Source organism: Caenispirillum salinarum AK4 (assembly GCF_000315795.1).
GTDB classification, from domain to species: Bacteria; Pseudomonadota; Alphaproteobacteria; order Rhodospirillales; family Rhodospirillaceae; genus Caenispirillum; species Caenispirillum salinarum.
On sequence record NZ_ANHY01000026.1, the window covers coordinates 18,299 to 30,986 of the forward strand.

15 protein-coding genes are annotated in these 12,688 nt (G+C 68.2%); 12 read left to right on the forward strand and 3 right to left on the reverse strand.

What is annotated here, in order from left to right; translation table 11 throughout:
* Positions 1-3: 3 nt before the first annotated feature.
* Together C882_RS20635 and C882_RS20640 are read right to left on the reverse strand one after the other, a co-directional pair.
* A complete protein-coding gene (locus tag C882_RS20635; RefSeq protein WP_009542629.1) occupies positions 4-897 on the reverse strand; it encodes a DUF58 domain-containing protein in 894 nt (297 codons plus the stop codon).
* A gap of 13 nt (positions 898-910) precedes the next feature.
* Positions 911-1,933: an AAA family ATPase gene (locus C882_RS20640; RefSeq protein WP_009542630.1), complete on the reverse strand. Its 1,023-nt coding sequence runs from the start codon at positions 1,931-1,933 to the stop codon at positions 911-913.
* A gap of 36 nt (positions 1,934-1,969) precedes the next feature.
* Here C882_RS20640 and C882_RS20645 point away from each other — a divergent pair, with 36 nt between their 5' ends.
* The 5 genes from C882_RS20645 to C882_RS20665 all read left to right on the forward strand — a co-directional run bounded on the left by C882_RS20645 (position 1,970) and on the right by C882_RS20665 (position 5,797).
* On the forward strand, positions 1,970-2,560 hold the full coding sequence (locus tag C882_RS20645; RefSeq protein WP_009542631.1) for a DUF1285 domain-containing protein: 591 nt from the start codon (positions 1,970-1,972) through the stop codon (positions 2,558-2,560).
* The gene (locus C882_RS20650; protein WP_009542632.1) at positions 2,557-3,267 is read left to right on the forward strand and encodes a CoA pyrophosphatase; all 711 of its coding nucleotides are present in this window, start codon (positions 2,557-2,559) and stop codon (positions 3,265-3,267) included. Before C882_RS20645 ends, C882_RS20650 begins: the two co-directional genes overlap by 4 nt.
* The gene (locus C882_RS20655; protein WP_009542633.1) at positions 3,264-3,575 is read left to right on the forward strand and encodes a hypothetical protein; all 312 of its coding nucleotides are present in this window, start codon (positions 3,264-3,266) and stop codon (positions 3,573-3,575) included. Before C882_RS20650 ends, C882_RS20655 begins: the two co-directional genes overlap by 4 nt.
* Entirely contained in the window at positions 3,575-4,930 is a 1,356-nt protein-coding gene (locus C882_RS20660; RefSeq protein WP_009542634.1) for a CCA tRNA nucleotidyltransferase, read from the forward strand. The genes C882_RS20655 and C882_RS20660 overlap by 1 nt, the downstream gene beginning before the upstream one ends.
* A gap of 96 nt (positions 4,931-5,026) precedes the next feature.
* Positions 5,027-5,797, forward strand: coding sequence for a GDSL-type esterase/lipase family protein (locus C882_RS20665; protein ID WP_009542635.1), 771 nt, complete (start codon positions 5,027-5,029; stop codon positions 5,795-5,797).
* Here C882_RS20665 and C882_RS20670 read toward each other — a convergent pair.
* Positions 5,787-6,278: a tRNA (cytidine(34)-2'-O)-methyltransferase gene (locus tag C882_RS20670; RefSeq protein ID WP_009542636.1), complete on the reverse strand. Its 492-nt coding sequence runs from the start codon at positions 6,276-6,278 to the stop codon at positions 5,787-5,789. The two genes, C882_RS20665 and C882_RS20670, sit on opposite strands and share 11 nt — an antisense overlap.
* A 255-nt stretch (positions 6,279-6,533) precedes the next feature.
* Between C882_RS20670 and petA the strand changes: the two genes are divergently transcribed.
* The 7 genes from petA to C882_RS25850 all read left to right on the forward strand — a co-directional run bounded on the left by petA (position 6,534) and on the right by C882_RS25850 (position 12,683).
* Positions 6,534-7,085, forward strand: a complete 552-nt coding sequence (petA, locus tag C882_RS20675) for a ubiquinol-cytochrome c reductase iron-sulfur subunit (RefSeq protein ID WP_009542637.1) — start codon at positions 6,534-6,536, stop codon at positions 7,083-7,085.
* Positions 7,086-7,098: 13 nt separating this feature from the next.
* On the forward strand, positions 7,099-8,367 hold the full coding sequence (locus C882_RS20680; protein ID WP_009542638.1) for a cytochrome b: 1,269 nt from the start codon (positions 7,099-7,101) through the stop codon (positions 8,365-8,367).
* A complete protein-coding gene (locus C882_RS20685) occupies positions 8,367-9,137 on the forward strand; it encodes a cytochrome c1 (RefSeq protein ID WP_009542639.1) in 771 nt (256 codons plus the stop codon). Before C882_RS20680 ends, C882_RS20685 begins: the two co-directional genes overlap by 1 nt.
* A gap of 184 nt (positions 9,138-9,321) precedes the next feature.
* Positions 9,322-10,209: an S-methyl-5'-thioadenosine phosphorylase gene (locus tag C882_RS20690; protein WP_009542640.1), complete on the forward strand. Its 888-nt coding sequence runs from the start codon at positions 9,322-9,324 to the stop codon at positions 10,207-10,209.
* A gap of 29 nt (positions 10,210-10,238) precedes the next feature.
* On the forward strand, positions 10,239-11,351 hold the full coding sequence (mtnA, locus tag C882_RS20695; protein ID WP_009542641.1) for an S-methyl-5-thioribose-1-phosphate isomerase: 1,113 nt from the start codon (positions 10,239-10,241) through the stop codon (positions 11,349-11,351).
* A gap of 37 nt (positions 11,352-11,388) precedes the next feature.
* Positions 11,389-12,069 (forward strand): class II aldolase/adducin family protein, encoded by a 681-nt coding sequence (locus C882_RS20700; protein ID WP_009542642.1) that lies wholly within the window; start codon positions 11,389-11,391, stop codon positions 12,067-12,069.
* Positions 12,070-12,422: 353 nt separating this feature from the next.
* Entirely contained in the window at positions 12,423-12,683 is a 261-nt protein-coding gene (locus C882_RS25850) for a DUF4258 domain-containing protein (protein ID WP_083876093.1), read from the forward strand.
* The last annotated feature ends 5 nt before the right edge of the window (positions 12,684-12,688 follow it).

Below are 12,688 nucleotides of genomic sequence, written 5' to 3' on the forward strand. Positions count from 1 at the left end.
GCTCTAGCGGCCCTCCGTCATGCGGGCGTGCAGGGCGAGAAGCGGCACCTGCGGCGGCTGGTCCGTGTGGTGGACGGCGAAGCTCCACGTCAGGGACCGGCAGAGGTGCGACACCGCCTCGCGCTGTGCCTGGAACCTGCGGATATACGCCTCGCGCACGTCCTCGGTCCGCGCGATCAGCAGGTCGCCCTCGTCCTCCGGCCCGGCGAAGCGGATGCGGCCCTTGAAGGGCAGGCTTTCCTCGGCCGGATCGACCACCTGCACGAGGTGCCCGCGCAACCCCTGGGAGGCCAGGGCGCGCAGGGTTTCCTCCATGCGCTCGGGCACATCAAGAAAGTCGCCGAACAAGACCACCGAGCCATGCCGCCCGATCGGCGCACCGGCGATCAGGCGCGGCCAATCGGCATGACCGCCATGGGGCGCGCGCTCCAGCGCATCGGCCATGCCCGACAGCGCCTTGCGGCCGAGCCCCGGCGGCGGCGCGCCCGGCGCCAGGAGGCCGATGCGCTCTCCGCCCCGGTTCAGCAGGGCCGCCAGCGCCATGGCCAGAAGCTCCGCCCGCTCGCGCTTGGTGGGCAGGGTGTCGGCGCTGCGGAAGTCCATGCTGGCCGAACGGTCGCACCACATGAGCACGGTTTGCGCCGCCGACCATTCGCGCTCCCGCACGTACAGCGGATCACCGCGCGCCGACTGGCGCCAGTCGATGACCGACACGGCGTCGCCCGGCTGGTAGCGGCGGTACTGCCAGAACTGGTCCCCCGGCCCCGCCCGGCGACGGCCGTGGATGCCCGGCGCCACCGTGGCGGCGACGCGCTCGGCCCTGACCATCAGCGGCGGCAGGACGCCGGCGGCGGCCTCGGCACGGCTCTGGAGGGGAAGGCTGCGGTCCTCGGCCATGGGCGGCCCCGTTTCAGGCGATGAGCTGGCAGAGGCGCGAAATGACCTGCGGCACGGTCACGCCGTCGGCCCGCGCCGCGAATGTCAGCGCCATGCGGTGCTGCAGGACCGGCCGCGCCAGGGCCAAAACGTCGTCCACCGACGGCGCATAGCGGCCGTCCAGCAGGGCGCGGGCGCGCACCGCCAGCATGAGCGCCTGGCTGGCGCGCGGGCCGGGGCCCCAGGCCACATGCCGGCGCACCTCGTCCACATCCGTCGCCTCCGGGCGGCCGGCGCGGACCAGCTTGAGGATGGCGTCCACCACGCTGTCGCCGACCGGGATCTGGCGCACCACGTGCTGCGCCTCCATCAGGTCGGCCGGGGTGAGCACGCGGGCGACCTCTTCCTCGGTCGCGCCGGTGGTGGCGATGAGCATCTCGCGCTCGGCCTCCAGGCCCGGATAGCCCACGTCCACCTGCATGAGGAAGCGGTCGAGCTGCGCCTCGGGCAGGGGATAGGTGCCTTCCTGCTCGATGGGGTTCTGGGTCGCCAGAACATGGAAGGGCTTGGGCAGCGGCTGGCTCTCGCCGGCCACCGAGACGCGCATTTCCTGCATGGCCTGAAGCAGCGCGGATTGCGTGCGCGGGCTGGCGCGGTTGATCTCGTCAGCCATGAGAAGCTGGCAGAACACCGGCCCGCGGATGAAGCGGAAGCTGCGGCGGCCGTGCTCGTCCTCCTCCAGCACCTCGCTGCCCAGGATGTCGGCGGGCATGAGGTCGGGGGTGAACTGCACGCGCCGGTCATCCAGCCCCAGTACCAGGCCCAGCGTGTGGACCAGCTTGGTCTTCGCCAGTCCCGGAACGCCGATCAGCAGCAGGTGGCCGCCCGACAGCAGGGTGACGAGACTGTCCTCGATCACCGCCTCCTGGCCGAAGATCACGCCGTTGAGCGCATCGCGGGCGGTGGACAGGCGCTCGCCCAGGCGGTCGATGGACTCGGCGGCGGCGGTGGCGTGTGCGGCGGAGGGCGCCGCTGCATCGTTGGAAGGGTTGGTCACGACGGCTTCTCCGCACTACATAGGACAGGACAACCCATGGAGGAACGGATGCCCCGCAACGCCGACCATCAGCCGCCCCACACGGATGACGACCGGACCGAAGCCAAGGCCTCCGGCGGGCGGCCGCCCCAGACCATCTGCGGCGACCTGGACATGCGCATCGCCCGCGACGGCACATGGTTCTACCACGGCTCCCCGATCGGCCGGAAGGAACTGGTCCGCCTGTTCTCCACCGTCCTCAAGCGCGAGGAAGACGGCACCTACTGGCTGGAAACGCCGGTGGAGAAGGGCCGGGTCGAGGTCGAGGATGCGCCGTTCCTCGCTGTCGAGATGGAGGCGGAAGGCGATGGACGCAACCGCAGCCTCCGTTTTCGCACCAACGTCGACGATTGGGTCACCCTCGACGACGAGCACCCCCTGCGGGTGGAGCATGATCCCGAGACCGGCGAGCCCAGTCCATACATCCACGTGCGCAAGGGACTTGAGGCAAGGCTCAACCGTGCGGTCTACTATGAACTGGTGGAACACGGCGTCGAGGAAGACGCCGGCGACGGCAAGGGGGTACACTACGGCGTATGGAGCAACGGGACCTTCTTCCCCATGGGCACCCTGACGGAGGCCGATTGACCGACGCTGCCTCGTCTTCCGATGCCGGCGTGGCGGTGTTCGACCGCGACCATCTGGTGCGCCTGCTGGCGCGCGGGCGGCGCGGCGGGCAGCGGTCGGACGTCGCGATCAACCGGGCGCTGGGCGGCGACCACGACTACGGGCCCGCCATCGACAGCGACCCGCGGGTGACCACCCGCGCGCTGGCACCCGGCGAGCCTGTGGACGACCGCCCCAAGACGCCGGCCGCCGTTCTGGTGCCGCTGATCCAAAGGCCCGAGGGCACGACCGTGCTGCTGACCCAGCGCACCGCCCACCTGAAGAACCATGCCGGCCAGATCAGCTTCCCCGGCGGCCGCTGCGAGGAGGTGGACGACGGCCCCGTCGCCACGGCCCTGCGGGAAAGCCACGAGGAAATCGGCCTCGCGCCGGGCCTCGTGGATGTTCTCGGCCACCTGGACGACTACATCACGGTGACGGGCTTCGCGGTGACGCCGGTGGTCGGCCTGGTGGCGCCGCCCTTCGACCTGGAGCCCGACCCGTTCGAAGTGGCGGAAGTGTTCGAGGTGCCGCTGGCCTTCGTGCTGGAGAAAGCCAACCACGAACGCCACACGTACCAGATCAAGGGGCGCACCCGCGCCTATTACGCCATGCCCTATCAGGGGCGCTACATCTGGGGCGCCACGGCGGGCATGCTTGTCAACCTGGCGGAGGTTCTGCGGCCGTGATCATCCGGCTCCTCGTCCTGCTCCTGCTTCCCCTGATCCTTCTTCTGATCTGGCGCCGTTTCACCCGGGGCGAGGGCGAGACCGCCGGCGCCCTGGACTACGGCCTGCTGGGCCTGTCCCTGGTGATCCTCGCCGGCCTCGGCGTCATGGCCCTGACGCAGGACTTCGGCCGCCCCGGCGACGTTTATGAACCCGCGCGCGTTATCGACGGACAGGTGGTTCCCGGAACCAGCCGGCCCGCCGACGGGGAAGGCGGCGAGGCCGCGCCCGCCGCCGACGAGGGGGCGGAGAGACAAGCGGCGGACTGATGGCCGAGATAGACTACCGCCATACCGGCGGGCAGACCCGTGAAACGGCCCATGCCACGCTGGAGACCCTGCTGGGGCAGGAGCGTGCGCCGGTGGGACAGCTGCACCCCCAGGACTGGATGCAGGACGCCCGCACCCGCGCCGTCGTCCGCGCGCTGACGGCCGGCGGTGCCGAGGTCCGGTTCGTCGGCGGGTGCGTGCGCGATGCGCTTCTGCACAAGGCCATCAAGGACATCGACATCGCCACGCAGGAAACGCCCGAGGTCGTCATCCAGCGGCTGCAGGATGCAGGGCTCAAGGCGGTGCCGACGGGCCTGGAGCACGGCACGGTGACCGCCGTGGCCGACGGACTGTCCATCGAGGTCACGACGCTGCGCCGCGACGTGAAAACCGACGGCCGCCACGCCGAAGTCGCGTTTACCACCGACTTCCGCGAAGACGCGGCCCGCCGCGACTTCACCATGAATGCGCTGTCCGCCACCCCGGACGGCGCCGTCTTCGACTACTTCGACGGGCTGTCGGACCTGGCGGCGCGCGTGGTGCGCTTCGTCGGCCGCCCGCACGAGCGCATCCGCGAGGATTACCTGCGCATCCTGCGGTTCTTCCGCTTTCATGCCCACTACGGCGAGGGCGCTGCCCAAGCCGAGGCCCTGCGCGCCTGCCGCGCCAATGCCGCCGGTCTCGACCATCTGTCAGGCGAGCGGGTGCGGGACGAGCTTCTGAAGATCCTCGACGCGCCCGACCCCGCCCGCGTTCTGGTGGAAATGCGCGGCGAGACCGTGCTGGACCGCATCCTGCCCGAGGCCGCCCACTTCGATTCCCTGCGCGTGCTGTCGTGGCTGGAGACCTCGGGCCTGCGACGCCCGGGCGTCGAACCGGATGCCCTGCGGCGGCTGGCGGCGCTGGTGGCGGTGGACCACGACGGCGCCCGCGCACTGGCAGAGCGTCTCAAGCTGTCCAACGCCGACCGGGACCGTCTGGCGGCCCTGGCCGCTCCGCGCACGGACGATCCGGAGCCCGATCCCGCCGCCGACGACCACGGGCTGCGGGTCCAGACCTACCGCCTGGGACCCGAGCGCCTGCGCGACCGGGCGCTCATCCTGTGGGCCGGCGAGCGCGCCGGCACCGGCCGGCTCGACAGCGCCCGCACGGCCCGGTGGATGCGGCTGATGGACGTCGCGCTGGACTGGACGCCGCCATCCCCGCCGGTGCGCGGCCGCGACATTCTGAACCTTGGGGTCCCTCCCGGCCCCCGGGTCGGCGACCTTGTGCGCACGGCCGAGGACGCCTGGATCGACTCGGACTTCCGGGCCGACCGCCAAAGCCTTCTTCAAACGCTCCGGTCGCGGCTGTAGACTGCGAACCAGGACGTTGAACATGGGCCCTGCATTTGTGAAAGTTGAGTGATACTCATCACTGCACAGACAGGGGCGCGGCGGGATGATCGTGGCATGGTGAACCGGACTCTGAAGCAAGGCGGCACGGTCATGCCGGTCAGGAAGTTCTGCGTCTTCGGCGACGGCATCGCGTTCGGCGTGGGCGACGACCGCCCCGGCGGATGGCCGGCACGCATCGGCCGGCGCGAGATGGACCTCGTTCCCGACCTGCAGGTCTACAACATGGCCGTGCCCTGGCAGTCCACCGCCGACATCGTCGCGCGCTGGCGCACCGAGGCCGAGCCGCGGGTGACCGGTGCGGCGCGCTGCGGCGTCGTGTTCCAGTTCGGGTTCTCCGACACCGCCGACGTGGACGACCAGGGCATCCGCGTCCCCCTGCCCGAGTCGCTGGCCCACGCCGAAAAAATGATCAATGACGCGCGGCACTGGCGCCCGGTCCTGTGGATCGGCCCGCCGCCCATGCTGCGGTCCGCCGAACCGCGCGAGGAAGGCGGCCACTGGGTGGCCTACGGGCCGGCCCGCCTGGCCGCCCTGAACGAGGCCTTCAGCGAACTGGCGCGCGAGTTGAAGGTGCCGTACCTGGATCTTTGCGACGTGCTGGGCGACCGCGCCGATTACCGCAACGCCCTGATCGACGGCGATGGCGTGCATCCCGCCGCGGCCGGGCATGCCGTCATCGCCGAGGCCGTGGCCCAGTGGGAGGCCTGGAAGGACTGGTTCCCCCGGCCCGAGCCGCCCAAGGCCAAGCCCGACCCCAAGGCGTTCCAGCCCCTGTTCTTCAAGAAGGCCAAGGCCGACGACCGGATCGCGACGGCTATTCTCTAGACCCCGCGCCGCTCCCCGTGGCGAAACCGCCCGTCTGGCGCAGTGCCTCGCCGACGACCATGGCGGCCGACACCGCCACGTTCAGGGACCGCGCGCCTTCGGCCATGGGGACGACGACGCGGGCATCGGCGAGGTCATGAACCTCGTCGGGCACGCCGGCACTTTCCCGCCCCAGCAACAGCGTGTCATCCGCCCGGAATGCGAAATCCGTATAAGGAACGGACGCCCGGGTGGTCAGCAGCACCAGCCGCCCCTCCCCGCCCGGACGGGTAGGGCGCGAGTCGAGAAACCGGCGCCACGAGGCGTGGCGGATCATGTCGACCTGCGCCATGTAATCCATGCCCGCGCGCCGCATGCGACGATCGTCGAACAGGAAACCGCACGGTTCAATGATGTCGCACCCCACGCCCAGACAGGCGCAAAGCCGCAGGATCGTGCCGGTATTCTGGGGGATGTCGGGCTGGTAGAGGGCGATCCGCATGACGCCAGATGCACACGGGAGTTACCGGCGGTCAAGCTTGGTGTCGGGGTTTGTCCTTTTCAAGAAGCGGCTTTTCGATTATACCGCGATCGCAACCGGACCCCCCTTTTCGCGCGGTCGGGGGCCTATCGCATGGGGCCGGTTCGGGCGATGTGAGGCCGCGCAGATTTGAGAACCTGGTTCGTTTCCCCGCAACGGGCCTTCAACAGACGACGAATGCGTGCCCCCCAGTGCGCTTTGAGAGGGTAACTGAGCATGGCTGACACGGCACATACCGCTCATGGGTCCTCCGAGGGCGAGAGCCGTCGCGACTTCCTGCTGTACGCCACCACGGCGGTCGGCGCCGTCGGCGCCGCGCTCGCCGCGTGGCCCTTCATTCACAGCATGAACCCGGCGGCCGACGTTCTGGCGCTGGCGTCCACGGAAGTGGACCTGTCGCCGATCGAGGAAGGCCAGGCGATCACCGTCACCTGGCGCGGTAAACCGGTTTTCGTGCGGCATCGTACCGCCGAAGAGATCGAGATGGCGAACGCCGTCGACGTCTCGGAACTGCGCGATCCCCAGACCGATGAAGAACGCGTGCAGAAACCTGAATGGCTGGTCGCCGTCGGCATCTGCACGCACCTTGGGTGCGTCCCCCTGGGCCAGAAGCCGGGTGAGCCGAAGGGTGAGTGGGGCGGCTGGTTCTGCCCCTGCCACGGGTCGCACTACGATACCTCCGGACGCATCCGCAAGGGTCCTGCTCCGCTGAACCTGCCCGTCCCGGGCTATGAGTTCATCGAGGACCAGCGGATCGTCATCGGCTAAGGGGCTGCCAGAGATGAGCGAACTCAACACCAACAACCGGGCCCTCAAGTGGTTCGAGGCGCGACTGCCCGTCGTGTCCTTCCTGGACCACTCGCTGGGCACCAAGTATCCGGCGCCGAAGAACCTGTCCTACATGTGGAACTTCGGCTCGCTGGCGGGCATCGTGCTGGTCATCATGATCATCTCGGGCCTGTTCCTGGCGATGAACTACACGGCGCACACGGACTACGCCTTCAATTCCGTCGAGCGCATCATGCGCGACGTGAACTATGGCTGGCTGCTGCGCTACATCCACATGAACGGCGCGTCGTTCTTCTTCATCGTCGTCTACATCCACATCTTCCGCGGCCTGTACTACGGCTCCTACAAGCCGCCGCGCGAGGTGCTGTGGTGGATGGGCCTGGTCATCCTGCTGCTGATGATGGCCACCGCGTTCATGGGCTACGTGCTGCCTTGGGGCCAGATGTCCTTCTGGGGCGCCACGGTGATCACCAACCTGTTCTCGGCCTTCCCCATCGTCGGTGACGACATCGTGACGCTGCTGTGGGGTGGTTTCTCGGTCGACAACCCGACCCTGAACCGCTTCTTCGCCCTGCACTTCGTCCTGCCGTTCGCCATCGTCGGCGTGGTGATCCTGCACATCTGGGCGCTGCACGAAGCCAAGTCGAACAACCCGCTGGGTATCGACATGAAGGGCCCGAACGACGCCATTCCCTTCCACCCGTACTACACGGTGAAGGACCTGTTCGGCCTGGGCGTCTTCCTGATCTTCTTCGCCTACTTCGTGTTCTGGGCCCCGAACTACATGGGCCACCCGGACAACTACATCCCGGCCGATCCGCTGGTGACCCCGGCGCACATCGTGCCCGAGTGGTACTTCCTGCCGTTCTACGCGATCCTGCGTGCGGTGCCGGACAAGCTGGGCGGCGTGCTGCTGATGTTCGCCTCCATCCTGGTGCTGGCGGCCCTGCCCTGGCTGGACACCTCCAAGGTCCGGTCGGCCGTGTTCCGCCCGATCTACAAGTGGTTCTTCTGGCTGTTCTTCGCCGACTGCATCCTGCTGGGCTACATCGGCGCCATGCCCGCGGAAGAGCCCTACGTCCTGATCGGCCAGTTCGCCACGGCCTACTACTTCCTGCACCTGATCGTTCTGCTGCCGCTGATCGGCTGGTTCGAGAAGCCCAAACCGTTGCCCGAGTCCATCTCGGCCGCAGTGTCGAAGAAGTCGAAGGGCGGCCACGGGCCCGTTCCCGCAAACGCTCCCGCGCAGGAGAAGGCCTGATGCGTAAGTTCATCCTGACCGCCGCGGCGGCCGTGGGTTTGTCCCTGGCCGCCACCACCGGCGCCAACGCGGCGGGCGCCATCGAAGTGCCCGACGAGAGCTGGACCTGGGAAGGGCTGTTCGGCTACTACGACAAGGCTCAGTTGCAGCGCGGCTTCCAGATCTACAACGAGATCTGCTCGTCCTGCCACGGCCTGTCGCTGGTCGCCTACCGCAACCTGCAGGAAATCGGCTTCTCCGAGGACCAGGTGAAGAACATCGCCGCCCAGCGCGAGGTCGAGGACGGCCCCGACGACACCGGCGAAATGTTCATGCGCCCGGCCCTGCCGGCGGACCGGTTCGTCTCCCCGTTCCCGAACGAGGAAGCGGCCCGCTTCGCCAATGGCGGCGCGCTGCCGCCGGACCTGTCGCTGATGGCCAAGGCCCGTCCGGCCGGCGCGGACTACATCTACCACCTGATGCTGGGCTACAAGGACGAAGCCCCCGAGGGCTTCGAACTGGGCGCCACGCAGTACTACAACGAGTACTTCCCCGGTCACGCCATCGGCATGCCGCCGCAGCTCTATGAGGGCATGGTGGAATACGCCGACGGGACCGAGGCGACGGCCGAGCAGATGGCCCATGACATCACCGGCTTCCTGCAGTGGGCCGCCGAGCCCGAGCTGGAAGAGCGCAAGTCGCTGGGCATCAAGGTGATGCTGTTCCTGATCGTGCTGACGGCCATGCTCTATGCCCTGAAGCGCCGCATCTGGTCGGACGTCGAGCACTAAGCCGACCCGATGCAGCCCGTCTCAGCCGGGCACTGGGGATACGAAGGCCGCCGACCCTGCCCAGGGTCGGCGGCCTTTCCCTTTTCAAGCCCCGCCCCTGCCGCTACAACTTGGGTCCACGGCCGGCCGCGTCTTCTCGCGCGGCCCGCGATCATGGTACAGCAGGCGGACAGGAGCACAGGGCATGGCGGACGGTCATTCCAAGCCGGTTTTCGGCATCATCGGCGGCAGCGGCGTCTACGACATCGACGGCCTGACCAACACCCGGTGGGAGACGGTCGAGACACCCTGGGGCGAGCCGTCCGACCAACTGCTGTTCGGGGAACTGGAGGGCCAGCCGCTGGTGTTCCTGCCCCGCCACGGCCGCGGCCACCCGCGCCCGCCGACCGAACTGAACTACCGCGCCAACATCGACGCCATGAAGCGCGCCGGCGTGACCGAAATCCTGTCGGTCTCCGCCGTCGGTTCGCTGAAGGAGGAGCTGCCGCCGGGCACCTTCGTCGTCGTCGACCAGTTCATCGACCGCACCTTCGCCCGCCAGAAAAGCTTCTTCGGCACCGGCTGCGTCGCCCATGTCTCCATGGCGCACCCCGTCTGCGGGCGCGTCGGCGAGGCCTGCAAGGAAGCGCTTGCGGAAAGCGGCATTCCCCACCACATCGGCGGCACCTACCTGGTGATGGAAGGGCCGCAGTTCTCCACCAAGGCCGAGAGCGAGCTGTACCGGCAGTGGGGCTGCGACGTCATCGGCATGACCAACATGCCCGAGGCCAAGCTCGCCCGCGAGGCGGAGATGTGCTACGCGACCGTCGCCATGGTGACCGACTACGACTGCTGGCATCCCGACCACGACCACGTCACCGTGGAGGCCGTCATCAAGGTGCTGCTGGAGAACGCCGACAAGGCCCGCGCCCTGGTCCGCGCCGTCGCGCCCAAGCTGGCCGACCGGGCGGAACCCTGCGGCAAGGGGTGCCACACGGCGCTGGACAACGCCATCATCACCGCCCCCGACATGCGCGACGAGGGCCTGCTGGACCGGCTGGACGCCGTCGCCGGCCGTGCGCTCAAGGGCTGACCCGCCCCTCAACCGGAGAGAACCGCCCCATGAAGGTCAACGGCACCCCCACCCGCACCATCTGGCGTGCAGAGGACGGCGCAGGCGTGGAGATCATCGACCAGACCAAACTGCCGCACGCCTTCGTGACGACGCGGCTGGAAACCCTGGACGACGCCGCCCGCGCCATCAAGGACATGCTGGTGCGCGGGGCGCCGCTTATCGGGGCGACGGCGGCCTACGGCATGGCGCTGGCCATGCGCGCCGATTCATCGGACGAGGCGTTGACCGCCGCCCACGATCAGCTCTACGCCACCCGCCCGACGGCGGTGAACCTGCGCTGGGCACTGGCCGACATGAAGCGCGTCCTCAGCCCCCTGTCGCCCAGCCAGCGCGAGAACGCCGCCTGGCTGCGCGCGGCGGAACTCTGCGACGAGGACGTCGCCATCAACGAGGCCATCGGCGACCACGGGCTCGACCTGTTCGGCGAAGCCTGGGAGAAGAAGGGCAAGACCGGCACGTTGAACGCGCTGACCCACTGCAACGCCGGCTGGCTGGCCACCGTGGACTGGGGTACGGCGCTCGCCCCCATCTACAAGGCGCACGACGCCGGGCTGCCCGTGCATGTGTGGGTGGACGAAACCCGCCCCCGCAGCCAGGGTGCGAGCCTGACGGCGTGGGAGCTGAACCAGCACGGCGTACCCCACACCGTCATCGTCGACAATGTGGGCGGCCACCTCATGCAGCACGGCATGGTGGACCTGTGCATCGTCGGCACCGACCGCACCACGGCGGCGGGCGACGTCTGCAACAAGATCGGCACCTACCTCAAGGCGCTGGCGGCGCACGACAACGGCGTGCCGTTCTACGTCGCGCTGCCCAGCCCCACCATCGACTGGTCCATCAAGGACGGCCTGAAGGACATTCCCATCGAGGAACGGTCGGGCGAGGAGGTTTCCGTCATCACCGGCCGCACCGAAAGCGGCGAGGTCGTGTCGGTGACCATCACGCCCGAGGGCAGCCCGTGCGGCAATTGGGGCTTCGACGTCACGCCGGCGCGCTACGTGACCGCGCTGGTGACCGAGCGCGGCGTCTGTCGGGCGACGGAGGAAGGCCTCAAGAGCCTGTTCCCCGACGTCGCCGGCAATGCGGCCGCCGAGTGATTGAAAAGAACAACAGACTGATACAGGGGGAAGACGCGTGACCATTCTCGCGCTGCGCAACCAGTTGGTGGACCTGTCGACGGCCCTGGTCCGCAAGGGCCTGAACCGGGGGACGGCGGGCAACGCGTCCATCCGTGTGGACGACGACAGCTTCCTGGTCACGCCGTCGGGGGTGGAGCCCCACGCCATGAAGCCCGCCGACACGGTGATGATGGAGATGGACGGCCGCTTCCGCGGCGAGCGCGCGCCGTCCAGCGAATGGCGCTTCCACCGCGACATCCTGGCCGCGCGCGAGGATGTGGGCTGCGTCATCCACACCCACGCCCCCTTCTGCACGACGCTGGCCTGCCTGGGCCGTGGCATCCCGTCCTTCCACTACATGGTGGCGGCGGCGGGCGGCCATGACGTGCGGTGCGCGCCCTATGCCACCTTCGGCACGCAGGGGCTTTCGGACCACGCGCTGGAGGCGCTGGAGGGCCGCCGCGCCTGCCTGCTCGCCCACCACGGCATGATCGTGACCGGCGAAACCTGGCAGAAGGCCCTGAAGCTGGCGGTGGAACTGGAGGAACTGGCGGAACAGTACTGGCGCATTCTCCAGGTGGAGCCCAACCCGCCCCTTCTGGACGCGGCGGAGATGGACCGCGTGCTGGAGAAGTTCAAGACCTACGGCCGCCCCATCGAAGCCGACGAGGACGGCCAGCGGACGGCGGCGGAGTAGGGCTCGCCACAAATTTCTCCAGCGGTCGACGGCGCGAATCGAGAGGTTCGCGCCGTTTTTGCGTGCCGCCTTCCGCTTGACCTGCCTTTTCTAAGCGATCAATCCGCGACCCGGATGAAAAAACTCGCTCAACGGGTTGCACGATTGCAAAACATGCATCGATTGCAGTTAGAGATCGAAAGACGTATCTTTCCGATCGGTCCGCGTGAGTCGCAGGCGGGATACACCTTTCGGCTGATCGGGCGTCAACTCAATTTTGTGTTTGATCTTGGATCAAACTTCCCCATATAGTTCCTCATGGTCGGAGCGCTGAAACGTTGTTCGAAACCGAAAGCGCTGAAATTCGCAAACTGATGCAGGATCGGAATGTCCGCCTCATCTTCACGACGCACGCGCGCAAAATCCGCATGCCGGAGCGAAACATTACGGACTCTGATGTACGGACCGTTCTGAGGTCCTGCACGGTTACGGACAAACGTTTCAGTCATCCCGGTGAGGTCCTGAGTGCCGAGGGAAAAGATCTGGATGGACGCAACCTGCGTATTTGCGTTCGGATCAACCCGCCGTGCACCCTCATCGTTGTAACCACCATCGACCTTGATAAGAGGAGCTAGGAGGG

Excerpts from the sequence above, each read along its gene's own strand:
- C882_RS20635 (WP_009542629.1), bottom strand. The coding sequence starts at position 897 with ATGGCCGAGGACCGCAGCCTTCCCCTCCAGAGCCGTGCCGAGGCCGCC.
- C882_RS20645 (WP_009542631.1), top strand. The coding sequence starts at position 1,970 with ATGGAGGAACGGATGCCCCGCAACGCCGACCATCAGCCGCCCCACACG.
- C882_RS20660 (WP_009542634.1), top strand. The coding sequence starts at position 3,575 with ATGGCCGAGATAGACTACCGCCATACCGGCGGGCAGACCCGTGAAACG.
- C882_RS20665 (WP_009542635.1), top strand. The coding sequence starts at position 5,027 with ATGGTGAACCGGACTCTGAAGCAAGGCGGCACGGTCATGCCGGTCAGG.
- C882_RS20670 (WP_009542636.1), bottom strand. The coding sequence starts at position 6,278 with ATGCGGATCGCCCTCTACCAGCCCGACATCCCCCAGAATACCGGCACG.
- petA (WP_009542637.1), top strand. The coding sequence starts at position 6,534 with ATGGCTGACACGGCACATACCGCTCATGGGTCCTCCGAGGGCGAGAGC.
- C882_RS20680 (WP_009542638.1), top strand. The coding sequence starts at position 7,099 with ATGAGCGAACTCAACACCAACAACCGGGCCCTCAAGTGGTTCGAGGCG.
- C882_RS20685 (WP_009542639.1), top strand. The coding sequence starts at position 8,367 with ATGCGTAAGTTCATCCTGACCGCCGCGGCGGCCGTGGGTTTGTCCCTG.
- C882_RS20690 (WP_009542640.1), top strand. The coding sequence starts at position 9,322 with ATGGCGGACGGTCATTCCAAGCCGGTTTTCGGCATCATCGGCGGCAGC.
- mtnA (WP_009542641.1), top strand. The coding sequence starts at position 10,239 with ATGAAGGTCAACGGCACCCCCACCCGCACCATCTGGCGTGCAGAGGAC.
- C882_RS25850 (WP_083876093.1), top strand. The coding sequence starts at position 12,423 with ATGCAGGATCGGAATGTCCGCCTCATCTTCACGACGCACGCGCGCAAA.